The organism is Pontibacter saemangeumensis (assembly GCF_039541895.1).
Taxonomy (GTDB): Bacteria; Bacteroidota; Bacteroidia; order Cytophagales; family Hymenobacteraceae; genus Pontibacter; species Pontibacter saemangeumensis.
In genome coordinates this window covers 1-25898 of the sequence record NZ_BAABHC010000006.1, presented here as the reverse complement: position 1 = coordinate 25898, position 25898 = coordinate 1, and the positions used below count along the sequence as shown (strand labels likewise).

Genomic DNA, 25898 nt, shown 5'->3' with positions numbered 1-25898 from the left:
ATATCTTTGGCCCCTATGAAAGCATTAGAAGGAAAAGTGGCCCTGGTAACCGGGGCATCCAAAGGGATAGGCCGTGCCATCGCGCAAAAATTTGTGGAGGCGGGTGCCCAGGTGGCGTTCACCTACCTCTCCAGCGTCGAGAAAGGCCAGCAACTGGAGCAGGAGCTGTCGGCAGGCGGCGGCAGGGCGAAAGGTTACCGCTCCGACGCCGCGAACACCGCCCAGGCAGAGCAGCTGGTGGAGGACGTGGTAAAGGAGTTCGGCAAGCTGGACATCGTGGTCAACAACGCCGGCATCACCCGCGACGGGCTGCTGATGCGCATGAACGAGGAGCAATGGGATGCGGTGATCAACACCAACCTGAAGTCGGTGTTCAACGTGACCAAGGCCGCCACCAAGCATATGATGCGCGCCAAGCAAGGCTCCCTGATCAACATCACCTCGGTGGTGGGCATCAAGGGCAACGCAGGCCAGGCCAACTATGCCGCCTCCAAGGCTGGCATTATCGGCTTCACCAAATCGGTGGCGCTGGAGCTTGGCTCCCGCAACATCCGCTGCAACGCCATCGCCCCGGGCTTCATCGAAACCGAGATGACCGCCGAACTGGACCAGAAGGTGGTGGACGAGTGGCGCAAGGCGATCCCGCTCAAGCGCGGCGGTTCGCCGGAGGATGTGGCCAACGCGGCGGTTTTCCTGGCCTCCGACCAGTCCTCCTATATCAGCGGCCAGGTGCTGCAGGTAGATGGCGGCATGCTGACCTAATTAATTACGAATTACGAAATTAATTACGAATTACGAATTGGGATAATGAAGGAGAGGTGGTTTATCGCCTCCACCCGATTGGGGCATATGAAAGACCGATGCGCTGACATTTGCGTTAGCAGCATTGGTCTTTTTCTTTTATCTTTAGTATCCGTATATAAATATCCTTTCCGCTTCCTGTACACAGTCCGTATTTTTAGGCGAGAAAATAGAATCATGGCTCTCCCGTTATATAGGGCCCAAGCCATTGTATGGCACAAAGCAAAACTCATTCGGAACTCGTAATTCATAAAAATTGAATTCCTTCAAACTCATCACCACGTACTCGCCCTGGTTGCTGCTGGCTTGCCTGGCTGCCGGCCTGCTCTATGCATGGCTGCTATATAGCAAGCGCACGCCCTGGCCGAAGGCCATCAATTATATGCTGGCCGGGCTGCGCTTTGCGGTGGTCAGCTTCCTTTGTTTTCTGCTGCTGGGGCCGCTGGTGCGCTATGTGGCCAACACCACGGTAGAGCCCACCATTGTTTTCGCCGTGGATAACTCGCAGTCGGTTTCCCTGTTCTCTGACTCTGTGCAGCTGCAGCAGGCGACACAGGGGCTGCAGGCCCTGCGTGAAAAACTCCAGCGCGAAGGCTACCTGACGCAGGTACGCACCCTGGCGGCAGGGCAAAGCCCGCAGGACATCACGGAGATCGAGTACGCCGCCGAAACAAGCAACCTCAGCCAGCTGCTGTCAGAGGTGCAGGACGATTTTGCGGAGCAGAACCTGGCAGGCGTGGTGCTGCTGTCGGATGGCATCGTGAACCAGGGAATCTCCCCCGCCTACGCCAACTACAATTTCACCCTTTACCCGGTGGCCGTGGGCGACACCGTGCCGAAGAAGGACGTGCTGGTGGCATCGCTGCGCTACAACAAGGTAAACTACAGTGGCAGCCGCTTTCCGCTGGAGGTGGAACTGCAGCAGGAAGGCTTCGGTGGCACGGCCGCGACCGTGGTGCTGCAGGAAAACGGCAAAACCATCGACCGCAAAACCGTAACCCTCGCCCCCAACCAGCCGGTGCAGCAAGTGCCGTTTCAGGTGCTGGCCGCCGGGCTGGGCAAGCGCCATTACGAGGTGCAGGTGATACCGCTCCAGGCAGAGTTCACCACCCTCAACAACACCAAGCACGCCTATATAGACGTGGTGAAAGGCAAGATAAAAGTACTGATCGCCGCCGCCGCCCCGCACCCCGACATCAGTGCGCTGCGGGCGGCCATCGAGACGAACGAAAACTACGAAACCGAGCTCTATATACCCGGGCTCAACACGCTCAAGCAGCAGGATTATGATGTGGCGGTGCTGCACCAGTTGCCTGGCCGCGCCGTGGGTGGCGAGGACGCCCTTGCCCTGGTGCGCCAGAAAAACCTGCCCGCCCTCTACATCCTTGGGCCGCAAAGCGACCTGAACGCCTACAACCGCCTGAACGTGGGGCTGAACATCAGCGCCAGTGGCCAGACAGACGAGGTGACGGCGGTGGCCAGCGGCAACTTCACGACCTTTAAGCTGCCTGAGGCCGCCTCCGAAAGATTGCTGCAGTACCCGCCGGCACACGTGCCGTACGGAGAGGTGCGCGTCGCCCCGAACACCGAAGTGGTGCTCTATCAGCAGGTGGGCAGGGTGCGCACCAGCAAGCCGCTGCTGGCGGTGCAAACCTCCGGCGACAAGCGCAACGCTACCCTGCTTGCTTCCGGCACCTGGCAGTGGCGCATTACGGAGGCCGCCAACAACGAGCAGCCCGAGGTATATAATAAGCTCGTTACCAACCTGATTCAGTTGCTGAGCGCGCCCCGCAACAAAAAGCGCCTGAACGTATACCCGACGCAGGAGGAATACACCAGCTCCGACGAGATCCTGTTCAACGCGGAGGCCTACAACGAGGCGCTGGAACCTATATATGGCCAGAACATCACGCTCCGCATCACGGGTGAAGACAACGAAACAAGGAGCTTTAATTTTGCGAACGGCGAGAACCAGTCGGGGGTGAACATCGGCACCCTCTCCGGAGGGCGCTACACCTATACGGCCTCGGCCAGCATAAACGGGCAGCAGCAGCAGGACAAGGGCGAGTTTGTAGTGGAGGAACTGCAACTGGAAGCACTGAACGCCGTGGCCGACCATAACCTGCTCTTCCAGCTGGCGAGCAACACGAACTCTAATTTATATTACCCCTCCCAACTGCAGCAGCTGGAGGAGGATATCCGGAATTCTGATCACAAAGACGTGATCTACAGCTCCGAAGAGCTGGTTGACCTGGTAGACCTGAAGTGGTTGTTTTTCCTGATCCTGGGGCTGGTGTGCGTGGAGTGGTTCGTGCGAAAGTACAATGGCAGTTATTGATGGTTTGGGTGGTTGAACGGCTTCATGGTTCATTTAATGCTCGTGTTACATATCAAACGGCTGTTGGTTTTTCCCGATTAGCGCAACCACATTCATTTGAATGCTATATGCCCTTTTGGTTTGAATCACAGGTTATAGCCGTAATATGAGCCTGACCCTACTTATTATTCAACGCATGTGCCCTGCTTTTTTTGTCCCTTTACCCAAATGCTGACAATGCTTCCGCCCCCTACGCTGCTCGAAACAGAGCGCCTGATTCTCCGGGAATTGACCCCTGCTATATATAACAAGCTGTTCAGGTCGTGCAGCGAGCGGGGAATCAAGGCTTACCTCGGCCTGGCAACCGAGGCGGAATTCAAGGAGGCGAAACGGCGCTTCGACGAAGGGACAACCACATATTTCACCTCCTTCAAAAACTTTCACCTGCTGGACAAGCGGGATAGCCAGGTGGTCGGGCGCTGCGATTTCCATACCTGGGTGCCCTCGCACAGAAGAGCGGAAGTGGACTATACCATGACAAGCGACGCGCACAAGAACAAAGGCCTGATGACGGAGGCCCTGCGCGCGGTGCTTGCCTTCGGGTTTGAGCACATGGGCCTGTACCGGGTGGAAGCGCTGGTTTCGCCACGCAACGTGCCGTCGCTGCAGCTCCTCAAGCGCTACGGCTTTCAAAAAGAAGGCCTCCTCCGGAACCACTATATGGTGAACGACGTGCTGGAAGACTCGGTGCTTTTCTCGCTGCTGCTCCCCGAGTTCGAGGCGCTGAAGGCAACCTGGGTGCAACAGCAGGCGCAGCCTAATTCATAATCTCTCATTCCTAATTTCTAATTGCTTGAAATACTACATCCTGAACAAACCGTACGAGGTGCTCACGCAGTTTACAGACGAGGCCGGCCGCGCCACGCTGAAAGATTACGTGGAGGTACCCGATATATACCCCGTCGGCCGTCTCGATTACGACAGCGAGGGCCTCGTGCTGCTCACCGATGACAAAACGCTGCAGCACCGCCTCTCAGACCCACAGTTTAAAGTGGAGAAAACCTACTGGGTGCAGGTAGAGGGCATCCCGACGGAGGAAGCTCTGACCAGGCTGCGCCTGGGGGTGCGCATCAAGGAGACAAAAACAGCCCCGGCCAAAGTGCGGCTTTTAGAGGAGGAGCCGCAGGTGTGGGAGCGTTCCACCCCCATCCGCTTCCGGGCGAACATTCCCACCTGCTGGGTGGAGATCAAAATAGCTCAGGGCATGAACCGGCAGGTGCGCCGCATGACTGCCGCCGTCGGGTACCCCACCCTGCGCCTCATTCGCCCTGCTATCGGGCCGCTGCACCTTGGCGGTCTGCAGCCAGGGGAATACCGCGAGTTGACGCCCGAGGAAATAACACAGCTAAAGGCGATAGCGGCCAAGGGAGGCAGTTCGAAAGGCAGCAACAGCGGCTTCAGAAGCAGAACGCCCGGCAGCGACAAGGGAAAGCGGGGCGGCCAGGGCGGTTTCCGGAAGCAGATAAACTGATATATCCACACCCCTTGGATACTGCTCCCGCAGAGACAAAGGTATGCCTGCTGTTTGTTGATGTGTTGGTACTTAACTAATCCGCTGCAGTAATTCCAGCCCCTCCTCCCATTCCCCAAATCCGGCATCGGCGTTGATGTGGCCTGCCGCGCCGATGCTGACAAAGTCGCTGCCCCAGGCCTGCGCCAGCTGCCGGGCCCGCACGTCAGTTATATAGGGGTCGGTGGTGCTCGCCACCACCAGGCTCCGAAAGGGGAGCGGCGCCAGCGGAATGGGCGTAAACCCCGTGCTCCCTGCCGGGAAGCCATCGGCCTCCGAGTCAGCGGGCGCCACGAGCATGGCAGCCCTGATCGGGCGCTTGTGTTGATTCGCCCAGAAAGCTACCGCCACGCAGGCCAGGCTGTGCGCAACCAGGACAACCTGCGCCGGTTCGTGCCGCATCACTGCCTCATCCAGGGCAGCGACCCAGTCCCTGCAGGCAGGCATTTCCCAATCGTGCTGCTCTACGCGCAAAAATGCCGGGTGCTGCTGCTCCCACAGCGTTTGCCAGTGCTGCGGGCCGGAGTTTCCCAGGCCGGGCACAATCAAGATGTTCGGTCTCATATCCATGTAACTTTATATATAAATGTGACTGCCTGCGTCCTCGAAAGCCTATACGCAGCCGTCACCGAAACGGGCAAGGATGGCGGTGCGCAACAATTCCGGGTTCAAAACATACATAATCCGGCAATATTTTTTTACTTTATGCTTTTACCTGAAGCAAACCAGGGTGATAAACTGAAAAGGAAAGCAGTTAATGCAGGAAACTATAGATAAAGTCAACGTGAACGGTCCCGGTGCCGCGCAGCAGACATACGACGCCATCGTCATCGGATCGGGCATCAGCGGCGGATGGGCTGCCAAGGAGCTGTGTGAAAAGGGGCTGAAAACCCTGGTGCTGGAGCGCGGAAGGGACATCGAACACAACAAAGACTATCCCACGGCCACCATGCACCCCTGGGAGTTTGAGCACCGCGGCAGAATGACAAGGGAGTTCCTGGAGGACAACCCGCTGATCAGCAAGGCCGCCGGATTCGGGGAAGACACCGCCCACTTTTTCATCAAAGACAAAGACCATCCCTATGTCCAGGAAAAACCTTTCGATTGGATCAGGGGGTACCAGGTGGGTGGAAAATCGCTTACTTGGGGCCGCGCCTGCCAGCGTTGGAGCGACTTCGAATTCACAGGCCCCGCCCGCTTTGGCTACGGCCTCGACTGGCCCATCCGCTACAACGATGTAGCGCCGTGGTACTCTCATGTCGAGAAATTTATCGGGGTTTGCGGCAACGACGACGGCGTGGCGGCCATGCCGGATGGAGAGTTCCTCCCTCCTTTTGAGTTGAACTGCGTGGAGAAGGCACTGCAGAAGAGATTTCTGGCGCATTACGGCAACCGTTACCTGGTGCAGGGCCGGTGGGCGCACCTCTCGCAGCCACAGGACATCCACCTGCAGCAGGGCCGCGGCAAGTGCCTGGCCCGAAACCTGTGCATGCGCGGCTGCCCGTACGGCGGCTACTTCAGTTCGGTGTCCTCCACACTGCCCTGGGCGGCCAAAACAGGTAACCTCACCATACGCCCTTTCTCGGTGGTGCACTCGCTTATATATGACGAGCAGAAAGGAAAAGCCAGCGGTGTGCGGGTGATCGACACGAACACCAAAGAAGTCACGGAATATTTCGCCAAGGTTATTTTCCTGAACGCCTCCGCGCTGAACAGCAACCTCATCCTGCTCAACTCCACCAGCAACCGCTTCCCGGCTGGCCTGGGCAACGACAACGGGCTGCTGGGAAAGCACGTCGGCTTCCATATATACCGGGGAAGCGCGGGTGCCGCCGTGCCCGGGTTCGAAGACAAGTACTACTATGGCCGCAACCCCACCGAGCCGATCATCGCCAACTACCGGAACCTGCACCAGCAGGACACGGATTACGTCGGGGGCTTTACCACGTTCATGAGCGGGTACAGGCCGCGCACCAGCCAGGTGCCGGAAGAGGTGGGCATTGGGGCAGACTACAAGGAACTGCTGACGCAGCCCGCTGCCGACTGGCGGGTCTATATGTACATGCAGGGCGAAACCATCATGAAGGAAAGCAACCATGTGCGCTTAAGCAGCGACAAGAAAGACCAGTGGGGAATTCCTCTGCTCGTGACTTCAGTGGGGTATGACGACAACGATGAGAAGATGATAAAGGACTTCCTGACCCAAAGCCGGGAGATGTTGGAGAAGGCAGGCTGCACCGACATCAGCACACACGACAGCAAGCAGGCCCCCGGGCTGGACATCCATGAAATGGGCGGCGTGCGCATGGGGAAAGACCCGAAGAACTCCCTGCTGAACGAATGGAACCAGCTACACCACTGCAAAAATGTGTATGTGACCGACGGCGCCTGCATGACGAGCACCGGCAACCAGAGCCCATCCATCTTATATATGGCCCTGACGGCGAGAGCCGCCAACCATGCCGTTTCCGAGCTGAAAAAGCAGAACCTGTAATGACCCGTTGCTCCTGTATCGACAAACTAGATGCCCTGAATCTGTGGTTATATAGGATGAAGCAATATAGAGGATGAAGCCATGCGCCATTTATCGTGTCGCTATATAAATTGCAGTAATGCTTTGGCTGTAGACAAAAACCCGATACCCGCCCAAACCTATGAAAATAAGCCCGCATACCACCACGATCGCCGTGGACAATAACCTTTACCTGCGACTGGCCTCCGTCGAGGATGCCCCCTTTTTATACCGCATCATCGACACGCACCGGGCCTACCTCCGCGAGTGGCTTCCCTTTATCGACTTCAGCCAGTCGGTGCTAGACACGAAGGCGTACCTGAGGGCCGTGACGGACACCAAGAATATTGCAGAGGAAGTGTATGTGATCCTGTATCAGAAAAGCATAGCGGGCATTGTCGGGTTTAAGGGCATCGACCATATAAACCGCAAATCGGAACTTGGATACTGGCTCTCCGGCGACCTGCAAGGCCGCGGCATCATGCGTCGCTCCTGCAAAGCGCTGCTGCAATATGCTTTCGGGGAGATGGGCATGAACCGTGTTCAGATAAAGGCCGGGGCCGGCAACTTCCGGAGCAGCAACATTCCCCGGAAACTGGGCTTCACCCTGGAAGGGGTGCAGCGGGATGGCGAGTACCTCAACGGGCGCTTCCACGACCTGGAGGTATATAGCCTGCTGCAGCGGGAGTGGCTGCAGCAAGAGGAGCAGTAGCGGCCCATTTATAGAAACATATAAAGCCAGCTTTTTGTGCATGCCTGGCGTCTGTAATAAGATATGCTTTGACTCCGGCACTATACAGGAATATCGTGCAAGGCAACCACGGGGATATGGCTTTTACTGTATCATACTCAACACGAAAGAACTTCCTGTTTTTTTTCGGGCATCTTTGGACGGTCCCGATTTTTCATCCGCTTTAGACCTATTTAACATGAACATTTTTAGAGTTTGCCTGCTTGCGCTTGCCTGCGGCTTCACCACTGCCGCCTCTGCTCAGGACCTGGCTCCCATTACGCAAGCCGAGGCAACCCGTATCGTGCAGACCCTTAGCGCAGACGACATGCAGGGCCGCGCTTCTTTCACGTCCGGGATTGAGAAAGCTGCCGACTTTATTCAGGCTGAGTTCAAGCGCATCGGCTTAAAACCCCTGCCTGGCGAGACTGATCTGAAGCAGACTTTTGCTATGTACCGCGTAATGCCACAGGAAAAGGAAGTAAAACTGAACGGCAAAAAGCTGAAGCCGGAACACGTCTTCGCCATCACCGACAAAGAAGAGCTGGAGTGGCCGAAGAAGGGAAAACAGAAAGTGGTGACGGTGAGCGCGCAGGACGATTTAAGGGCTGTAATGGGTGAGTTGAGTGACGCTCCGGAGGATGTGCTGGTGCTGGTGCACCCGAAGCACGAGGAGCTATTCGGCCGTTACCAGCACTACCTGGGCAGCGGCAGCGTGAAACAGCAGCTCGGCGAGGGCGGCAGCAAAGTGTTTATCCTGACCGATCAGAAAACCGCCTCCAGCTACGCGGTTGAAGTGGAGAACAAAATTGAAAAGCTGCAGCTTACCAACGTCGGGGGTATGATTGAGGGGAAGCGCAAAGACGAATACGTCGTGTTCTCGGCGCACTACGACCATATCGGGATTCAGGAAGCGCTGGATGGCGACAGCATCGCCAACGGCGCGGATGACGATGCCGCCGGCACCACCGCCATGATGCTGCTGGCAGAGTATTACAGGCAGCAACCGCAACCGGAGCGCACCTTGCTGTTTGTGGCCTTCGCGGCAGAAGAGATGGGCGGCTTCGGCTCCAAATACTTCTCGGAGCAGCTGAACCCGGATCAGATCGTGGCCATGTTCAACATCGAAATGGTGGGAAAGCCCTCTAAGTTCGGACCGAACACCGCCTACCTCACCGGCTTCGAGCGCTCCGACCTGGGCCAGCTGATGCAGAAAAGGCTGGAGGGCACCGCCTACAGCATCCACCCGGACCCTTACCTTGAGCAAAACCTGTTTTACCGCTCCGACAACGCCACGCTGGCGCGCCTGGGTGTGCCGGCCCACACCATATCCTCGGTGCAGATAGACCAGGATAAAACGTACCACACCGTGAACGACGAGCTGGAACAACTGGACATGGCCCACCTCACCAACATGATCAAAGCCATCGCCCTCGCCTCAGAAGGCGTGGTCAACGGAGAGGACACACCAATGCGGGTAGATAAAGCGCAGGTGAAGTAGGGCTTATATATAGACTCATTAAACAAATGATGCTGAAATAAGGTAGCTGGTAATAAGCTCTAAATAGATATATTAGAGAATCTGTGCAATGATAGAAAAAGACATCTTATTAGATAACCTTTCAAAAATTGAGCATTTAACATTCAGGTGTGAGTGCTGCAAGAAAGGTGTAAAATTATTGGACCAAAGCAAATATTTTGAATCAGAATCAGAATTCTCACGGAGTGAATTTACAGAAGAAGTTAATGGGTTTAAGACAAAGATTCACAGAAGATTCTCAGCAGGGTTTATTTGCTCAAATCCGGAATGCGGAGATATTTCAATATTTGTTGGTGATAAAAATTCTGTACTAAAGCTTGAAGAAGGAATTTGTCAAGGAAAGGTAACTCAGTTTCCTGTGCATCATGACAAAATAACTATTTACGACATAATTCCAACACTAAATTTGTTTGATATTAAAAGCTATTCATTTAAAGCTGAAGCAAGCGCTTTGGAAGGAGAATTGGAGGAAGCTTTCAGTATATTCTGGAGAAATGCTGATTGCTGTGGCATGAAAATACGTTCAGTTTTGGAAGTTGTAATGGATGATAATGGTATTGATAAAACTCATATACCGATGAGTGGAAAAAATAAAGGTAAAGTAACAACTTATAATTTATACGAACGCATTGAGTTGTTTCATGATAAGTATCCTAATGAAGATTTAAAAGCTGTACTCAATAATCTAAGAAAATTAGGAAATATAGGAAGTCATCCAAGAGAAAATTTGACAAGAGAGAAATTAGTTTTCATGCTGGAAACCCTTGAATGTATCTTAAATCAATTGTACACAGACAACAGAAAGAAACTTGTAGAGTTAGATAAAAAATTGATTGAATTTATGACTAATACTCAATTTAACTGATTACTTTCTAAGTACTTGCAAGTGTTTTCCCTTGCAAGTAATAGGCCTCCATTTCACAAAAACATAACTCTTTACCCCCTATGGACCCAAAAAAAGCCTACAATATATGGGCTGCCCAGTACGACACCAACCAGAACAAGACAAGGGATTTGGAAGGGCACGCGTTGCGCACGTCTTTAGCTGAAATCACTTTTGAGAACTGCCTGGAGATCGGCTGCGGCACCGGGAAGAACACTTTGTGGCTGCTGGAGCAGGCAAAGCAGGTAACGGCTGTAGATTTATCAGAAGAAATGCTGGCAAAGGCGAAGGCGAAGATCAACTCTAACCGCGTTCATTTCGTGCAGGCCGACGTTACGCAGGCTTGGTCCTTCGCAGACAGCTTATATGACCTCGTAAGCTTCAGCCTGGTGCTGGAGCATATCGAAAACCTCGGTCACATTTTCCACGAAGCATCCAATGCGCTGCATGCAGGTGGGTATGTATATATTGGCGAGCTGCATCCGTTTAAACAATACGCTGGCACCAAAGCAAGATTCGATACCGAAGCGGGGCGGCAGGTAGTCACTTGTTTCATCCACCACGTCTCGGATTTTGTGCAGGCCGCAAAGCAACACGGCCTGTCGCTGGTAGACATCAACGAGTATTTTGACGACAACGACAGAAGCCAGCTTCCCAGAATTCTGACCCTTATCCTGCAGAAACACTAAATTTATTCAAGAAGAAAGTACAGGTATATCATACCCTATACAAAATCAAGAAGCCATATATAAACGGGCAGAAGCGTCCTATCTGGCGCCTCTGCCCGTTTTAGCGCCGCCAACACTTAACTACTTCTTTGCCTTATAAGTCACCTCCACCATCACCGGGAAATGATCGGAGGGAAACCTGCCATCGCCGTAGGTTGCGGTCAGGATGCCGTAGCGGTTCACTCCGAATTCTTCGCTCAGCCATATATGGTCAATCCGTTCGTCGGTATTCGCGTCAGCTTCGAAATTGTTGAAGGTGCCCCTTGGCGCTAAACGCACGTCTGCCAGCTGGTAAGCGTCTTTAAAGAATCCCGAAGCACTCATGGCTGCGTACTTCTCATCTTTCTGGCTGAAGTTGAAATCCCCCAGCAGAATCACAGGTGCAGTACCGGCTATCTCCTTTACCTTCTGAAGCATCAGCTTGACGCTCTCCTTTCGCGCCAGTTCCCCCATATGGTCGAAGTGCACGTTGAAAAAGTAGAAGCTGAAGCCCGTGTCTTTTTCCTTAAACTGGCCCCAGGTGCACACGCGCGGATAATCCGCGTCCCAGCCTTTGCCCGGCTTATCCGGTGTTTCGGAGAGCCAGAAGTGCCCCTGCTTCAGCAAGTCGAACTTATCCCTCTGGTAAAAAACAGCCGCGTATTCGCCTTTTTGCTTCCCGTCATCGCGCCCCACCCCGATATAGCCGTACGCTGGCAGCGCTTTGGCCACACCCAGCAACTGGTGGTGCTGCACTTCCTGCGTCCCGAATAGCTCAAATTCGTGAAACCGCACCAGGTCCGCGATCACGGGCAGGCGTTTGGCCCAGGCATTCACAGTGTCGCTTTTATTGTCGTAGCGGATGTTGTAGGTCGCCACCCGCAGCGTGTTCGTCTGCGCGAGCAGGGCATTGCACAGGCTCAGCAGCAAAAAAATCGCCGTAAACAAAGTTTTCCTGAACATAGTCTTCTATATATTTAGGTTGATTGATCTCATGAACCGTTCCCAGCCCCACCCTTTCCTCCTAAAGATAAGACTTTTTGATCATCTACCGGCCCTGCCTTTCGGGCAGAATGAGATGCTACACTGTCGCCATTTTTTCCGACCTTTGTATAAGAAGGCCAAACAGATTCACCCTTGTCAGAGCTACTGAACTTCAACTTTCCGCCCGAGCCGGCCACGGACCGTGTCACCTTGTTTGCCGATGTGATCCTGCCGCTGCCGCTGCCCAAGCTATATACCTACCGCATCCCGTTCGAGATGAACGACGAGGTGCTGGTGGGCGTGCGGGTGATCGTGCAGTTTGGAGCCAAGAAGGTGCTGAGCTGCATTGTGGCCGACATCCACGAAAACGCCCCCGCTGACTACCAGGCCAAGTATATACTGGATGTGCTCGACGACACCCCTATCGTGACCGGCCCGCAGCTGAAGCTCTTCAAGTGGATGGCCGACTACTATATGTGCACGCTGGGCGAGGTAATCAACGCCGCGCTGCCCTCAGCCCTGAAGCTGAGCAGCGAGTCGCGGATACAGCTGCACCCGCACTACAACCCCGAGGAGGACGAGATCATCTTTGCCCCGCAGGAGGAGAAGATCATCTTCGCGCTGCAGCAGAACCAGGCGCTCACGTTTACAGAAGTGGGCAACCTGCTGCAGCTCCGGAACTACCATAAGTTCATCAAGTCGCTGATTCAGAAAGAAGCGATCATCATATATGAGCAGGTCAGCGACAAGTTCTCACCGAAGGTGGTGAAGAAAGTGCGCCTGACGGAGCATTTTGTGCAGGAAGAAGGCATGCTGGAGGAGTTGTTCAACCAGCTCACGCCGCAGCCCAAGCAACTCGACATCCTGCTGAACTACCTGCAGAAGGTGCCGGTGCACCAGGACATCCACCTGAACTACAGGGGCATCGAGAAAAGCGAACTTACCGGAAACCCGCATCTCTCCGCCTCCTCCATCAACACGCTCATCAAAAAAGGCGTGCTGGAGCAGTTCGACCAGATTGTGTCGCGCTTCCCGCTGGACAACGAACCGCAGCAGTTACCGATGGCGCTTTCGGAGCACCAGTTGCAGGCGAAGGACGAGATACTGGGGCTGTTCAAGGAGAAAGACACGGTGCTGCTGCACGGCGTAACGGGCAGCGGCAAAACCGAGGTATATATAGATCTGATCAAGCACGCGCTGGAAGGCGGCGGACAGGTATTGTACCTGCTGCCCGAGATTGCGCTCACCGCCCAGATCGTGACGCGCCTGATGAAGGTGTTCGGAGAGAAACTGGGCGTGTACCACTCTAAGTTCTCCGACAACGAGCGGGCCGAGGTATGGCAGGGCATTCTGTCGGGGCGCTTCCAGGTGGTGGTGGGTGTGCGGTCGTCTATCTTCCTGCCTTTCCACAGCCTGTCCCTGGTGATCGTGGACGAGGAGCACGAGGCCAGCTACAAGCAATACGATCCGGCCCCGCGCTACAATGCCCGCGAAACCTCCTTGGTGATGGCCAACCTGCAGGGTGCCAAAACGTTGCTCGGCTCGGCCACGCCTTCCATCGAAAGCTACTACAACTGCAAGACCGGCCGCTGGGGCCTGGTGACCATGAGCAAGCGCTTCGGGCAGGCCCAGATGCCGGAGATCGAGCTGGTGAACGTGCGCGAGGAACAGCAGCGCAAGGCCATGCACAGCCACTTCTCAGGCAAGCTGCTCACGGCCATCGAGGAGCGGCTGCAGCGCCACGAGCAGGTGATCCTGTTCCAAAACCGCCGCGGCTACGCCCCGTTCATCTCCTGCGACGAGTGCTCCTGGATACCCAAGTGCAAGTTCTGCGCCGTGAGCCTCTCCTACCACAAATACAACAGCGAACTGCGCTGCCACTACTGCGGATACCACGAGCGCATGCCGCACGACTGCCCCGCCTGCGGGGCCACCACGCTCAAAAGCATGGGCTTCGGCACAGAGAAAGTGGAGGACGAGCTGAAATTGCTGCTGCCCAAAGCCGAAGTGCAGCGCATGGACCTGGACACTACTAAGAAAAAGAACAGCTACCAGCAGATCATCGCGGATTTTGAGACGGGCCGCACCAACGTGCTGGTGGGCACGCAGATGGTCACCAAAGGCCTTGACTTTGAGAACGTGAGCTTGGTGGGCATCCTGAACGCAGACACCATCATTAACTTCCCGGATTACAGGGCGCATGAGCGGGCGTACCAGTTGTTTGTGCAGGTAAGCGGCCGCGCTGGCCGCAAGAGCAAGCCCGGCGCTGTGATCATCCAGACGCGCGACCCGCTGCAGCCGATCTTCCGGAAGGTGCGCAACAACGATTACCTGAGCCTGTACGAGCACGAGATTGAGGAGCGCCTGCGTTTCAGCTACCCGCCCTTCGTGCGCATGATCAAGATCACAGTGAAGCATGCCGAGGAGCCTATCGCAGAAAATGCCGCCATCGTGCTGGCCAAAGACCTGTCGGACCGCATGGGCAAGCAGCAGGTGCTGGGGCCGGAGGTGCCGTATATTTTCAAGATCCGGAACCTGTTTCTGCAGGAGATCCACATCAAGCTGCCGCGGGAGAACACCAACCTCAAAGCCGCCAAGCACCAGGTGGCGCAGGCGATCTTCAACCTCAAGCTTCTCCCCGATTTCAAAGGCATCCGGGTGGTGGCCGACGTGGACCCGGTATAGGTTTTAGCTAAGCAGCTTAAATCATGCCTGGGCAATACTTTTCCCAATAGTCCACGAACAACTTTTCAGCTGCCGGAGTAAAGGTCCTTCCCAAGCCAGGGGTCGGCGTAAATTCGCCAAAAACAGGTCCCTTGTCTGTTGAATAGAAATCTGACCTGACAAAGATGCCGTAGGACCTGCTCAGCAGCTTCGCCTGTTGGAGGAGCTCGTGCAGGCACGCGGGAGGCGGCTGGGTTTCTGCCTGCGGATAATAGGTGCTGATGTTCGGAATTTGATTCCAATGCTCGTCATAGCAACTGTCAAACCCTTTTGCCGGCCCGAGCCGGTTGATGACCTGTATGCTGGCCACCTCCCCGTTGAAGGTGTAGAACTTGTAGTCGTCGGGGATGCGGTACTCCCCCCGCTCGTCCCGCAGGAACTCCTCCACCAGGAACTCGAGGTCCGCGTTCTGCCGCAGCGCCTCTTTCAGGATGCCCCGGACCGTCCCGGGGCTGTAGGCCTTCTTGTCCATCAGGTTCACCCCCCGGTCCATCAGGAACACCAGGCCCGAGGAGTGCCCGATAGTGGGCCGGATCACATACCGGTCGGGCAGGGCGGAGAAGTCCAGTGCCTCAGGCTCCCGCCCCCCCCAGTAGAGTTCGGGCACCCGGCAGCCGTGCATCCGGGCGAACTCGCGCGAGTTGCGCTTGTTGCTCAGCTTGCGCTGCCAGTGCTCCACGTCCCGCCACTTCTCCAGCGGGTCACCCGCGGAAACAGCGGAATTGCGGACCGTCTCTGCGTCACGGGCATTCCAGAATGTGGTATGCCTGTGCCTGATTCTCTGCTGAAAAGGGCCATAATCAGCTGATTTACCTAATAAATCATAATAGTTTTTCCTGAACTTATCTTTTAAGGAAGCAATAGTTATCGGTTTCATATAGCTCTGATAGGGACATAGACCTTTTCTTAAGTAAAAATTACAATTTTAAATTAATATTATATTATACTGTTGAAATAATATTTCAGCCAATTTTTATGTCCTATAAAGCTCAGATATAGATTTATAATGAATAAAATAATTTATAGACAGTGACATAACTTCATGCAGAAGAAAAACCAGTTTCTTCTTACTTTGACCAGTTATAGGCTGGCTTTTCAGCAATAGTTTATGTCATGCACTATAATTATACTTAAAAATCCGTACCCCGAAATTATTTATCTCCTGCTTACTGTGATGCTACAGTTCCTATAGAAGGAATAAATACGCCCCTGTAAACGAAGCATCTTAGAAACTGTACCAAAGTACAGGTACGACTATATATAATATTGCTCCATAACATGTAATCTTAAATAGGCAGGGGCAACAGGAAGCATGGTGTTGTATATAGAGCGTCTATTCAATTTAAATCACCGGCTTTGTAACAGGCAACAAAAATTTATTCATTTTATAAAGGAATGCAACCACGCCTAAGCAGCTTCCGTACAAATAGATACCTTTGGCTAAAAGTTGAAAACCTGAGGGTCTGGTTGTTCAGAAGGAACAGTGTAGACTCTCAGGTTTTTCTTTTATGCCCGCTAAATTATAAATTCCTCAAATCCCTTTGTCTTTCCGCAGGAGTATATAGGTATAGGTAATGCCGAAAACAAGGAAAACGACCAGCAGGAAGACATCTAAGGCAGTGTAATCCCCCTTTATAATTTCATATGCGTTGAGCCCTGCGAAGAGGAAACAGGCAACAGTCACGACAATACGGTAAATCCGGCGGTTTTGCATATAGAGCTTGCAAAGATGAGCATTAAGGTTGAAGCGTAAAGCTATACATATTCTGAACGAAAGGTACATCAGCTGCCATAATACATAACTTCTGCTGTTTTGCTCAGCCCATATAGAGCAGCACCCAGCCGGTGATAATTATAGCCCCGACAGCATTCAGCAGTACGCCCACCCGAACCATATCACCGATAGGCACCTGCTTGCTGCCATAAACAATGGCATTCGGGGGCGTGGCAATAGGCAACATAAAGGCAAAGCTACAAGCCACCACCACTCCCAGCACCGGGTAGAGCAGCGGCAAACCGAGTCCTTGCAACACCCCGATAATGATGGGCACGAACGTGATGGCAATTGCCGTGTTGGAGCTTACCTCCGTCAGGAGCAGCACCATTGCTACCAGCGCAAACACGAGCAGCACCTGTTGTTCAGGATCGACAAACGAGGTGATGCTGCGGCCGATAACATCAGCCAGCCCGGAGGTAACCACCAGCTGCCCCAAGGCCATGCCGCCGCCGAACAGGAGAATGGTATCCCAGTCAATCTTTACCAAATCTCCTGCTGTAAGCGTCCCTTCGCCGTTGTTCTCCTTTCCCGGCGGAATCAGGAAGAGCAGCAGTGCGGCCAGGATGGCCACTGTGCTTTCAGCAAAGTAGGTGCTCATGAACGCATAACCGCGCTCCAGACCCAGCAGGTTAAGTACGCCCGGAGAGAGCCACAGCACAACAGCCAGCAGGAACACGCCCATCGTCACTTTTTCGCCCTTCATCAGCCTCTGGCGTTCCTGCTGATGCTTCGCCACATAAACCTGCACGGTGCTCTGGTTGTAACTGCATTTCTTCAGAAAGTAGTGCATATAAACCACCATCACCCCATACATGCTCAGGGAAATGGGCAGCGCCAGCAGCATCCACTGCAGGAAATCGATGGTAATGCCTTGCTGCTCGAGGTAGTTGACGCCAATCAGGTTGGGTGGAGAGCCGATGATGGTGCTGATCCCCCCGATGGAGGCACTGTACGCAATGCCCAACAGGAAGAACACGGCTGGGCTCCTCCCCTTTTCTGGCTGGCATACCAGCTGCGTCACCCCCAGCATCAGCGGCAGCAGCATGGCGACCGTCACTGAGTTGCTCACCCACATCGAGAGCAGGAAAGAAATAGAGGAGAAGCCCAGAAACAGCCGGAACAGGCTCTTCTGGAAAAAAGGGCGCGACAGGATAAACAAGGCAATGCGCTTGTCGAGGCCGTGGCGCGTCATGGAGCGGGCCAGCAGAAAACTGCCGATAAACAGCAGGATGATGGGATGGCCCAGGTTTTGAAAAGCGGTGTTTATATCGGCTACGCCTACCAGCACCGCCAGCAGCACGCCCAGGAAAGCGGTCATGGAAAGCGGGATGACCTCGGTCATCCAGAAGACGAGGCAGAGAGCCATGATGGTGGCAACCGTACGTGCCTCATAGGCTAAAACTGGTGTCAGCCACCAAACCAGCAGGGCCAGCAGGGGTGCCAGTAGCAGGCCAGAGTTTCTACGCGTCAGGTGCATCGGGCGTCAGTTTTTTAGCATCATAAAAAGACAATATAAGGATACTTCTGCTAAATATGGCCTTGCCTTATTCCAGGCTGTTCCAAAGAAGTCTGTCTCGCTACCCGGCTTTAGGGTTGCGGACACTGAAGCCATGGACTGCCCCTTTTTCAGCAGCTATATTATATATAACCTATATAGGCTCGGGCAGCACTTCCTCTCTGTGAGCGGTGGGTCTGGCTGCTTTCTATTCCTTCTTGAAAACGCCATCGAAGTTGCTCCCCATATAGCTTCCCCACTTGATCTCTTTCCTGACGGAGTAAGGGGTTTCGATATGGAACACCCGCAGGTTGGTGGGTAAGTCGATTTCGTTGTGCTGCCCGTTCAGTTCTATGGTGCTGGTCACGATTTCCATTTTGCCGTCTCCGTCCGCGTCCCCGAGCCAGGGCGTGCTGGCCACGTTACTGCCAAACAAGGTGTCGCCCACCTGGTAAGTAACGTCCTCCTGAAAATCGAAGACCGTCAGTTGGCTGATGTGGTTCTTATTAGGGTTGTAAAGGTGCAGGCGGATCAGGCTGTTGACACTCATCAGCACATCATCATACCCATCGTTATTAAAGTCAGCCACCACCGGAGAAGCATATGAGAAAATCCCCAGGGTATCGGTGGCCAGCACTTCCCCTGATTTCCCGTCCAGCATCCGCTGGGTAGACCGCTTGATCATGGGCCACACCCCGATGCTGTAGTTGGTGAAAACATCCGGCACCTCATCCCCATTAAAATAACCGATGGCCGGGCTGGAGTAAATTTCCGTGCCTGGCAGCGCCACGCTCCAAAGCAGCGAATCCGTATCCCCGTTTATGGCCATGGTTCTTCCATCCACTGAGTTCACGATGATATCATATATACCGTCTCCGTTGAGGTCGGCCAGCGCAGGCGGGGCGATGAAGCCTTTGTGTTCAGCGGTGGCCAGCACCACCGCACCCGAGATATCGCCTTTGAGCACATCGTTTAAGGTAGTCCTATAGAGGTTTCCACCCATGGTCTCTCCTCCTGTTCCGAAGATAATGTCCTGCGTTCCGTTGTTTTTCAGGCTTGCCTTCACCACCGAGAGGTATGTTTCCCTGCCGTCCGGCACTTCCGCCTCCGCCAGGATTTTGCCATTTCCGCTACTGATCACCATCAGCTTGCCTGCAGGCCTCCGGGCGTCATGGGCTTTCACAGTGTAATCGCCGCCGTTTGAGATCAGCAGGTCTTTTTTGGCGTCAAGGTCCTGGTCCGGGATAAGCTGCGGGTTATAGAAGTTATAGATGCCCGAATCAGCTGGATTCACGGCATTGTCATAAGGGAAAAAACGCCACAGCACCTCTCCGGTTTCCCCGTTTATGGCCATCAATTCAGCTGTGCGCCCACCTATGAACACTTCCGGCACTCCGTCTCCCGATACATCATAAAAAAGCGGCGAACCCACTACCTGATTCCGGCCGGCAACATGCCAGAGTAACCTGCCTGTGTCACCGTCCAGGGCAACAACAGCTGTATCGGTTGGCTGGTTCTCTGCTCCCCCCGCCCCCATCACCACATCGAGAATCCCGTCCCGGTTCAGGTCCACCAACCTGGGAGAAGAACCGGTGCCTACTCCTTTGTAATGCACCGTCCAATCTACAGAGCGGGCATCAGAAAAGAGTAGGTATATGAGGGCGCTTACGCACACTACTAAACCAATCCCTACGATAAGGTAAATTCTGCGCTTGGATTGTGGCATGTGAGAGGTGGTAACGGGCATGTTTTTTTGGCTTATATCAGATACCGTCGTCGCTTCAGCTTATAAAGGCTTGTTTGAGCGCCGTAGCCGGATTAATCCCTTGTTTTAAGGATTCCTTTAACGTTTTCAGGTTTTGGCAATCTATATACATAATGTTTTACCCGTTATATATAGGCGTTGCGATTATCAAGCAGACCATTGCCTCTGGATGCCAAATAACGTTCCCGGATGATTTTCAGGTGGTGCACCTCGTGGCCCAGGATAGCAAAGCCCAGAGCGCGCACGCTCATTTTTATGCCGCTACCGATCCCAGTCTGCATAAGGGCTTCTTCGCTGAAGCTTTTAAAAAGCGCGATGGTGGCGTTACGCACGGCGATGTACTCTGCCAGTACGTCGTTTACAGGGCGGGCGTCTGCCTGTGAGGGGTTTATATATAAATCCTGCTCAAAGCCCGGCAGTTCGGTCTTGTCCCCGCGGGCGAAACGCAGGGCACGGTATGCGAAAATCCGCTCGGTGTCCATCAGGTGCACCATTACCTCCTTGATGCTCCATTTCCCTTTTGCATACCGGTACAGCAGTTGCTCCTCCGACAGCCCCTCCAACATGCCCATGCTATAGACAGAGCTGGCGGTGAGCCCTTCTATTAAATCATTGGTCTGGGCCAACGTCACATAGGTGCTGAAAAAACTGTTGTGCTCTGTAGCCTCCGGCTGGGTGATAATCAAATGCATATAGTTACGGTATAAAAGACGAAGATCGCCACTTTTAACGCAGCACCCGTTCGGGGGGCATGCTTCTGCCGCTTCACACGTTTAGGCCGAAAGACAAGCGGGAAGGTTAGTGGAAAGCCCTATATGGTAAGCTATCCGGAACATGTACCGAGCGCCTCTCAACCGATAAACCTATCAAACCTTTACTGCCCCACCAGGAACACGGCATTGCCGAACAGCAGCTTGCCGCCATGCCAGAACCCGCGAAACAAGGGGTTATCGGCTAAATAAACGACCTGCCCCCGGCCCATGTCCTGCGTTCCCAGAATCAGGGCGTCCTGTAGTTTTGTCTTGGTGTTGGCCCCTACAAAACCTGTGGCGTAGTTGTCCTTTTTCAGCACGCCCACATTCCATCCGTTTTCAAGGAAGCTGAATGTGTCAGCAGACCGGATCAGGGCATAATAGGTATCGCCGTAGCCGAAGGCCAGCGGGTGGGTCTTGTCCAGGTCTACCCTGAAAATGCTGCCCTGCACTTCTCCCTGCAGCGATTCACGTTCGCGCTCCCCCCAGGTGCGCAGGTGCTTGTAGGGGTCTTCCTCTTTGGCCTTTGCTTTTTCCTTGCTGCTGTCTTCTTCCTTGCTTTTCTTTTTCAGGTTGAAATCCTTTTTCCCCGCCAGGAAACCCGCTGCGCTTTCCATGGCAATCAGCTTGCCGCCGGCGCTTACCCAGTCCTTCACTTTCCCCAGTGTCTCTTCGTCCAGCACCCGGCCATAGGAGCCGGTCGGCAGAATCAGGACGTCAAATTCGTGGAGCGGCACCGTGTTAAAGTAGGACGTGTTGAGCACCGTGACGGGATATCCAATCTGCTGCTCGAAAAAGTGCCATACCTCGCCAAAGCCATAGGCAGAAACACCCTCCCCGGAGAGCAAGGCTACTTTAGGCTGCTTCAGGAAGCGCACATTCCCGGAACCGAAGTCAGACCCGCTGCTCACAAAGCCGGTGCCGGTGGCGCCAAGGGTTACGCCATACTGCTGTGCCAGCTGCCGTACAACAGTATCCAGCTTATCCCCCATGGCCTCGTTCCCGTTTCGGGTGATGATGAGGGTACCCGGCCCGTATTGCTGCCCTTCGGTTTCGAAAGGCTTCTCTGCCTGCCGCACTTTCACATCCTGCTGCAGCAGCGCCGTCAGGAACTTCAGGTCCTGCAGGTTTGTCCAGCGGGCCAGGTAGGCATAGGGCTGTGCGATGGTGATAGCATCCGTAGCCGGAGCGGCTGGCTTGCTGGTATTCACGTCGATGCGGTTCTTCAGGGCGTAGGTCTGCACGCCGTAGGCATAGGGCAAGGCCCAGGACGTGATATCATATGTCAGGGAGTCCTCGAGGCGGGCGTTCGGCTCAAACAGCACCTTCACCAGCGTCGACTTGGGCTGGTACATGCTGATCACGACGTCCTGCGGGGCGAGCCGCACGTTCTCTGTTTTGCCGTTGCTGTAGTTGTAGCCTTTCACGGAGTTGCTTTTGCCGGCGTAGCCGTACCGGATACCCTGCCGGTCGAGGTATTCGGTCAGCGCTTTCAGGTTTCCGTCGCTTCCGTTGCCCGCTTTCATCACGAAGGCTTTGTAGTCACCGCCCGGTCTTTGCAGGCTGTTCTCGTAGTACTTACGGAACTCCTGCTTCAGCTGGTCGGCCTTTTCGGACGTTGCCTGAATGGTGGCCCGGCTGGCTGCCACATGGTGCGCGATGCGGTCTGTCAGCGTAAGCGTGTCGCCGTCTTCTTTATGATAGGCTAACCCGGCTCTGCCAGAACCGCCCTGCTCATAGGTCATCCCGATGGCCCCGTTGTAGGTGGGGTAGGTGTCGCCGTAGCTTGGGTAAAACAGGTCGAAGCTCTCACGGGTGAAGTACAGCCAGTTGTTTTTGTCAAACGACTGCCGGTTGTACTCGCCGATGGTGTTCTGGAACTGGCGCTGCCAGGGCGTGATACTTTCATGGAATGGCCTCGCTGCCGGCGAGAAGTAATACGGAGCCTCGGCCCCCATCTCGTGGAAGTCGGCGTGCACCTGGGGTAGCCAGTTGTTATATACCTGCAGGCGCTGTTTCGATTCTATCTGCGTTTGCCAGGCCCAGTCACGGTTCAGGTCGAAGTAATAGTGGTTGGGCCTGCCGCCCGGCCACGGCTCGTAGTGCTCCCAGGCATAACGGGAGGCGTTTCCGCCCCGGTTAGACGCTTGCTTGTACCACTGCACATAGCGTTCGCGCCCATCTGGGTTCACCACCGGGTCCAGTATCACCACCGTATTCTGCAGCCATTCCTTCGATTGCGCATTGCCCGGGTCCACCAGGTCAAACAGCACCTGCATCACCGCCTCCGAGCTCACCGATTCGTTTCCGTGGATGTTGTAGCTGAGCCACACCACCGCCGGCTGGTCTCCCTGCACCTGCCCGCTCTCCAGTCCTGCCTGGCGCAGGTTATTCTCCCGGATCTGCTCCAGGCGGGGCAGGTTCTGGTCCGAGGCGACATAGGCCAGCACCAGCGGGCGGCCTTCGTAAGTCTCCCCGTAAGGCTGCACCTTCATCCGGTTCGGTGCCTGCGCGGAGAGGTAATTTACATAGTCCAGAATGCGGCTGTGGGTGGTGAACTGCTTACCCAGCGGGTAGCCCAGAAACTGCGCAGGAGACTGTAACTGCCCCTGTGCCTGGGCCACCTGCACGCACAACAGCACGAATAGCAAAGCGAGGTTTCGCTTTAGCGTGTCTATCATATTCTCTTTGATTAAGGAAAGGTAATCCTGCGTTTGAAATAAGTTACAATCTCTATAAAAATGCTGAATTTGGCAAATAAGACGGTTCCGGCACCCGCCACGGCACAGGTTATCCTTGGTTCCTAATCTCAAAGTGGCGCACTTCCCGTATGCTGCTATATGAGGCGGATGCTTAATCAAATACTGTCCTTCCTGCTCTGGGCGGCCGGGGGTGTGGCGGGTGCGGCGCTACTCTTCCTCCTATCTGCCTTCGTGTTGAGCAGCATCCCTGTGAACAGCAGTTTTGCCCAGGCTCCGCCAGACGACGGGCAGGTAGAGATATTCGTGACCTCGAACGGCGTGCACACCGATCTTGTGCTGCCCGTGGCCACTCCCTATATAGACTGGCGGGAGAAGGTGCCGCTAAGGCATTTTGCCAGCGCAGACAGCAGCTACACCCATCTTTCCTTTGGTTGGGGGGACCGGGAGTTTTACATGAAAACCCCCGCATGGAGTGACCTGACCTTAGGAGTGGCACTGCGCGCCACGCTCTGGCCAACGCCATCTGCCATGCACGTGGCGTATATCGCCACCGAACTGGTGCCCACCAAACGGCAGCGGCCCATCCTGCTCTCGCCGCAGCAGTACCGGCAACTGGTGCAGTACATCGATGCCTCTTTCCAGGAAGGGAATGGAAATTACCGCCACATCACCGCCTCCGGCTACTCCGGGCAGGACACGTTTTACGAGGCGCACGGCAAATTTTATATCCTGAAGAACTGCAACAACTGGGTGAATCAAGCACTAAAGGCCGCAGGCGTAAAAGCAGCCTTGTGGGCTCCGCTTCCCTTTGCCGTGATGCGGCACCACCGCTAGAGCAAAGCGCCCTGGCTATAGGCCGGGGCGCTTTTGCTTCATCAATGAGAGAAATTTATTTCAGCATTTCTTAATCGGACGCGGCTTCTATAGCGTGATCCAGGTGTTGAAAACACTTCCTTTTAATAGAGAGAACGGCTCTTACTGCTGCTTCCAGCTGCCTTTAAAAACTAGCTCGTCCAGCGGCTTGCGGGTGCGCGGGGCCACTTCGCGCGCCTTCAGGGCATCCGTAAGAGTCTCCGGGTCTCCGGCGTAGCCTACGGCACCCATCGCTACCGGCTCATACCCTTCCGGAATGCCGAGTACCTCGCGCGCTTTGGCTGCATTGTAGCCGCCCATCAGGTGCACGTGCAGCCCTAAATCTGTAGCCTGAAGCAGCAGATTGCCGGTTGCCAGACCTACATCGTGCCAGGCATGGCTGTTTGGCTTTCCACTCGCATCATAGGTCTGCTTTGCCACCGTAACAAACAGGGCGGAGGCTTTCTCGGCCCAGCTGTTTCCTTCCACGAGGCAGCTGAACAAACGGTTGAAGTTTACGGTGTCTTCCTTTGTGGCATATATAAACCGCCACGGCTGTTCGTTCATGGCAGACGGCGCCCAACGTGCCGCCTCGAAAAGTAACTCCAGCTGCTCTTCCGTTACTTCCCTGTCCTCAAAAGCACGGGGGCTTCTGCGCTCTTCAATCAAATTATTTATCGCGATTTTATTTTCTGTCGTTATCATCATCTTAAATTATACAAAGGCTCATATAGCTTCCACCAGCGCTGCACACTGGCTATATATACGCAAAGGTAGCACAATTATATGTACATACATTTAATGTGTCTACATAACGCCTGTTTTTTTATTGAATGTTCCTGACGCTGTATTTTTTATAGAGATACCCTGGCCAAGAGAGTTAAAAATTTAAAGGCCTATATAAACTACCACGGTTTTACTCCTAACAACAAGCCGCCTAGCAGCTTGTTCATAAATGAGAAGGCCATCAGAATGAAATAATGATCAGGCGTACCGGATAGAAAGGCCCCAATGCCCGGTGGCTTTGAATAGCGGTATATATACCCCTGCTGCCGCCGCGCATTCTCCGCTTCTGGTAGAGCTTTTCAGGAATGACAAAACATTAACGTCTGTTTTTGATCTTTCCCGGGCCTATTATTCCCCTAACTTCCGCAACGCCAGCAGGCACAGGGCGATGGTGCCCGCCACCTGTAACTGCCCGTTCAGGATCATCTGCTCCACCTCATGCAGCGGCACCTTCAGCACCTCTATCGCCTCCGATTCGTCCAGGTCCTGCTCAGCCACTTTGCGCACATTGCGGGCCAGGAAATAGTACATCCTGTTGGTGTCCTTGGTGGGGTTGTCGGTTACCTCCAGCAGCAACTCCACCTCATCGGAAGTATAGCCCGTTTCCTCCAGCATCTCCCGTTTGGCGGATTCGGCGGGGTCCATTTCATGCTCATCCACCACGCCACCGGGAAGTTCCACAAAAATGCCGCCGGCTGCGTGTTTGTACTGCCGCACAAATATCACGTGGTTGTCTTCGGTGAGCGGAAAAGTGAGCACCACGTTCGGGCGCACACTCACATAGTAGTCGTCCATCTCGAGGCCATTGGGCAGCGCCACGTGGTCGCGGCGCAGTTTGTACCACTTCTCGTCCACCACCATCTCTGATTTCAGCACCTTCCAGGGTGCCGGGCTGTATTTCTTGTCTTTCATTTCTGATGCCATGCTTTCCGCAAGTTATATATATCTGAGCATATATAAACGGCCGGGCCCGCTATGCTGTAGCGGGCCCGGCCGTTTAT

General features: G+C 54.4%; 21 protein-coding genes. 11 read left to right on the top strand and 10 right to left on the bottom strand.

Annotation, left to right across the window (positions count from 1 at the left end; all coding sequences use genetic code 11):
- Nucleotides 1-15 precede the first annotated feature (15 nt).
- The 4 genes from fabG (at nt 16) to ABD920_RS08190 (ending at nt 4649) form a co-directional block, all read left to right on the top strand.
- Nucleotides 16-762: a 3-oxoacyl-[acyl-carrier-protein] reductase gene (gene fabG / locus ABD920_RS08205; RefSeq protein ID WP_345158200.1), complete on the top strand. Its 747-nt coding sequence runs from the start codon at nt 16-18 to the stop codon at nt 760-762.
- A 295-nt stretch (nt 763-1057) separates the two neighbouring features.
- Nucleotides 1058-3139: a VWA domain-containing protein gene (locus ABD920_RS08200; RefSeq protein WP_345158199.1), complete on the top strand. Its 2082-nt coding sequence runs from the start codon at nt 1058-1060 to the stop codon at nt 3137-3139.
- A 207-nt stretch (nt 3140-3346) separates the two neighbouring features.
- Entirely contained in the window at nt 3347-3946 is a 600-nt protein-coding gene (locus tag ABD920_RS08195) for a GNAT family N-acetyltransferase (protein ID WP_345158197.1), read from the top strand.
- A gap of 25 nt (nt 3947-3971) precedes the next feature.
- On the top strand, nt 3972-4649 hold the full coding sequence (locus ABD920_RS08190; protein ID WP_345158195.1) for a pseudouridine synthase: 678 nt from the start codon (nt 3972-3974) through the stop codon (nt 4647-4649).
- 72 nt (nt 4650-4721) lie between these two features.
- Here the strand turns inward: ABD920_RS08190 and ABD920_RS08185 are convergent, their stop codons facing one another.
- Nucleotides 4722-5252, bottom strand: a complete 531-nt coding sequence (locus ABD920_RS08185) for an RBBP9/YdeN family alpha/beta hydrolase (RefSeq protein WP_345158193.1) — start codon at nt 5250-5252, stop codon at nt 4722-4724.
- A gap of 193 nt (nt 5253-5445) precedes the next feature.
- Here ABD920_RS08185 and ABD920_RS08180 point away from each other — a divergent pair, with 193 nt between their 5' ends.
- From ABD920_RS08180 to ABD920_RS08160, 5 genes are all read left to right on the top strand, one after another.
- Nucleotides 5446-7182, top strand: a complete 1737-nt coding sequence (locus ABD920_RS08180) for a GMC oxidoreductase (RefSeq protein ID WP_345158191.1) — start codon at nt 5446-5448, stop codon at nt 7180-7182.
- Nucleotides 7183-7342: 160 nt separating this feature from the next.
- A complete protein-coding gene (locus ABD920_RS08175; RefSeq protein ID WP_345158190.1) occupies nt 7343-7912 on the top strand; it encodes a GNAT family N-acetyltransferase in 570 nt (189 codons plus the stop codon).
- 217 nt (nt 7913-8129) lie between these two features.
- Nucleotides 8130-9431 carry a M20/M25/M40 family metallo-hydrolase gene (locus ABD920_RS08170; protein WP_345158189.1) on the top strand — a complete coding sequence of 434 codons (1302 nt, stop codon included), beginning with the start codon at nt 8130-8132 and terminating at the stop codon, nt 9429-9431.
- An 88-nt stretch (nt 9432-9519) separates the two neighbouring features.
- Nucleotides 9520-10335, top strand: coding sequence for a DUF4145 domain-containing protein (locus tag ABD920_RS08165; RefSeq protein WP_345158188.1), 816 nt, complete (start codon nt 9520-9522; stop codon nt 10333-10335).
- Nucleotides 10336-10415: 80 nt separating this feature from the next.
- Nucleotides 10416-11042 carry a class I SAM-dependent methyltransferase gene (locus tag ABD920_RS08160; RefSeq protein WP_345158187.1) on the top strand — a complete coding sequence of 209 codons (627 nt, stop codon included), beginning with the start codon at nt 10416-10418 and terminating at the stop codon, nt 11040-11042.
- A 120-nt stretch (nt 11043-11162) separates the two neighbouring features.
- Here the strand turns inward: ABD920_RS08160 and ABD920_RS08155 are convergent, their stop codons facing one another.
- Nucleotides 11163-12023 carry an endonuclease/exonuclease/phosphatase family protein gene (locus ABD920_RS08155; protein ID WP_345158185.1) on the bottom strand — a complete coding sequence of 287 codons (861 nt, stop codon included), beginning with the start codon at nt 12021-12023 and terminating at the stop codon, nt 11163-11165.
- A gap of 174 nt (nt 12024-12197) precedes the next feature.
- Between ABD920_RS08155 and priA the strand changes: the two genes are divergently transcribed.
- A complete protein-coding gene (gene priA, locus ABD920_RS08150) occupies nt 12198-14729 on the top strand; it encodes a replication restart helicase PriA (protein WP_345158183.1) in 2532 nt (843 codons plus the stop codon).
- Nucleotides 14730-14745: 16 nt separating this feature from the next.
- Here the strand turns inward: priA and ABD920_RS08145 are convergent, their stop codons facing one another.
- The 6 genes from ABD920_RS08145 to ABD920_RS08120 all read right to left on the bottom strand — a co-directional run bounded on the left by ABD920_RS08145 (nt 14746) and on the right by ABD920_RS08120 (nt 23238).
- Nucleotides 14746-15645 (bottom strand): ATP-grasp fold amidoligase family protein, encoded by a 900-nt coding sequence (locus ABD920_RS08145; protein WP_345158182.1) that lies wholly within the window; start codon nt 15643-15645, stop codon nt 14746-14748.
- Between the two features lie 654 nt (nt 15646-16299).
- The gene (locus ABD920_RS08140; RefSeq protein WP_345158180.1) at nt 16300-16482 is read right to left on the bottom strand and encodes a hypothetical protein; all 183 of its coding nucleotides are present in this window, start codon (nt 16480-16482) and stop codon (nt 16300-16302) included.
- A gap of 103 nt (nt 16483-16585) precedes the next feature.
- A complete protein-coding gene (locus ABD920_RS08135) occupies nt 16586-18022 on the bottom strand; it encodes an SLC13 family permease (RefSeq protein ID WP_345158179.1) in 1437 nt (478 codons plus the stop codon).
- Between the two features lie 226 nt (nt 18023-18248).
- Complete coding sequence (locus ABD920_RS08130; RefSeq protein ID WP_345158178.1) at nt 18249-19787, bottom strand: outer membrane protein assembly factor BamB family protein; 1539 nt, start codon at nt 19785-19787, stop codon at nt 18249-18251.
- Nucleotides 19788-19930: 143 nt separating this feature from the next.
- Nucleotides 19931-20497, bottom strand: coding sequence for a DinB family protein (locus ABD920_RS08125; protein WP_345158176.1), 567 nt, complete (start codon nt 20495-20497; stop codon nt 19931-19933).
- Between the two features lie 182 nt (nt 20498-20679).
- On the bottom strand, nt 20680-23238 hold the full coding sequence (locus tag ABD920_RS08120) for a M14 family zinc carboxypeptidase (RefSeq protein ID WP_345158175.1): 2559 nt from the start codon (nt 23236-23238) through the stop codon (nt 20680-20682).
- 168 nt (nt 23239-23406) lie between these two features.
- On the opposite strand from ABD920_RS08120, the gene ABD920_RS08115 reads away from it, so the two are divergent.
- Nucleotides 23407-24093 (top strand): TIGR02117 family protein, encoded by a 687-nt coding sequence (locus ABD920_RS08115; RefSeq protein WP_345158174.1) that lies wholly within the window; start codon nt 23407-23409, stop codon nt 24091-24093.
- Nucleotides 24094-24234: 141 nt separating this feature from the next.
- Here the strand turns inward: ABD920_RS08115 and ABD920_RS08110 are convergent, their stop codons facing one another.
- On the bottom strand, nt 24235-24819 hold the full coding sequence (locus ABD920_RS08110) for a nitroreductase family protein (protein ID WP_345158172.1): 585 nt from the start codon (nt 24817-24819) through the stop codon (nt 24235-24237).
- A 426-nt stretch (nt 24820-25245) separates the two neighbouring features.
- Nucleotides 25246-25821, bottom strand: a complete 576-nt coding sequence (locus ABD920_RS08105; protein ID WP_345158170.1) for an NUDIX hydrolase — start codon at nt 25819-25821, stop codon at nt 25246-25248.
- Nucleotides 25822-25898: the final 77 nt, after the last annotated feature.

Excerpts from the sequence above, each read along its gene's own strand:
- ABD920_RS08160 (WP_345158187.1), top strand. The coding sequence starts at position 10,416 with ATGGACCCAAAAAAAGCCTACAATATATGGGCTGCCCAGTACGACACC.
- ABD920_RS08195 (WP_345158197.1), top strand. The coding sequence starts at position 3,347 with ATGCTGACAATGCTTCCGCCCCCTACGCTGCTCGAAACAGAGCGCCTG.
- ABD920_RS08125 (WP_345158176.1), bottom strand. The coding sequence starts at position 20,497 with ATGCATTTGATTATCACCCAGCCGGAGGCTACAGAGCACAACAGTTTT.
- ABD920_RS08185 (WP_345158193.1), bottom strand. The coding sequence starts at position 5,252 with ATGAGACCGAACATCTTGATTGTGCCCGGCCTGGGAAACTCCGGCCCG.
- ABD920_RS08115 (WP_345158174.1), top strand. The coding sequence starts at position 23,407 with ATGCTTAATCAAATACTGTCCTTCCTGCTCTGGGCGGCCGGGGGTGTG.
- ABD920_RS08155 (WP_345158185.1), bottom strand. The coding sequence starts at position 12,023 with ATGTTCAGGAAAACTTTGTTTACGGCGATTTTTTTGCTGCTGAGCCTG.
- ABD920_RS08130 (WP_345158178.1), bottom strand. The coding sequence starts at position 19,787 with ATGCCCGTTACCACCTCTCACATGCCACAATCCAAGCGCAGAATTTAC.
- ABD920_RS08110 (WP_345158172.1), bottom strand. The coding sequence starts at position 24,819 with ATGATGATAACGACAGAAAATAAAATCGCGATAAATAATTTGATTGAA.
- ABD920_RS08105 (WP_345158170.1), bottom strand. The coding sequence starts at position 25,821 with ATGGCATCAGAAATGAAAGACAAGAAATACAGCCCGGCACCCTGGAAG.
- ABD920_RS08175 (WP_345158190.1), top strand. The coding sequence starts at position 7,343 with ATGAAAATAAGCCCGCATACCACCACGATCGCCGTGGACAATAACCTT.
- ABD920_RS08145 (WP_345158182.1), bottom strand. The coding sequence starts at position 15,645 with ATGAAACCGATAACTATTGCTTCCTTAAAAGATAAGTTCAGGAAAAAC.
- ABD920_RS08170 (WP_345158189.1), top strand. The coding sequence starts at position 8,130 with ATGAACATTTTTAGAGTTTGCCTGCTTGCGCTTGCCTGCGGCTTCACC.
- ABD920_RS08180 (WP_345158191.1), top strand. The coding sequence starts at position 5,446 with ATGCAGGAAACTATAGATAAAGTCAACGTGAACGGTCCCGGTGCCGCG.
- ABD920_RS08120 (WP_345158175.1), bottom strand. The coding sequence starts at position 23,238 with ATGATAGACACGCTAAAGCGAAACCTCGCTTTGCTATTCGTGCTGTTG.
- ABD920_RS08135 (WP_345158179.1), bottom strand. The coding sequence starts at position 18,022 with ATGCACCTGACGCGTAGAAACTCTGGCCTGCTACTGGCACCCCTGCTG.
- ABD920_RS08140 (WP_345158180.1), bottom strand. The coding sequence starts at position 16,482 with ATGCAAAACCGCCGGATTTACCGTATTGTCGTGACTGTTGCCTGTTTC.
- fabG (WP_345158200.1), top strand. The coding sequence starts at position 16 with ATGAAAGCATTAGAAGGAAAAGTGGCCCTGGTAACCGGGGCATCCAAA.
- ABD920_RS08165 (WP_345158188.1), top strand. The coding sequence starts at position 9,520 with ATGATAGAAAAAGACATCTTATTAGATAACCTTTCAAAAATTGAGCAT.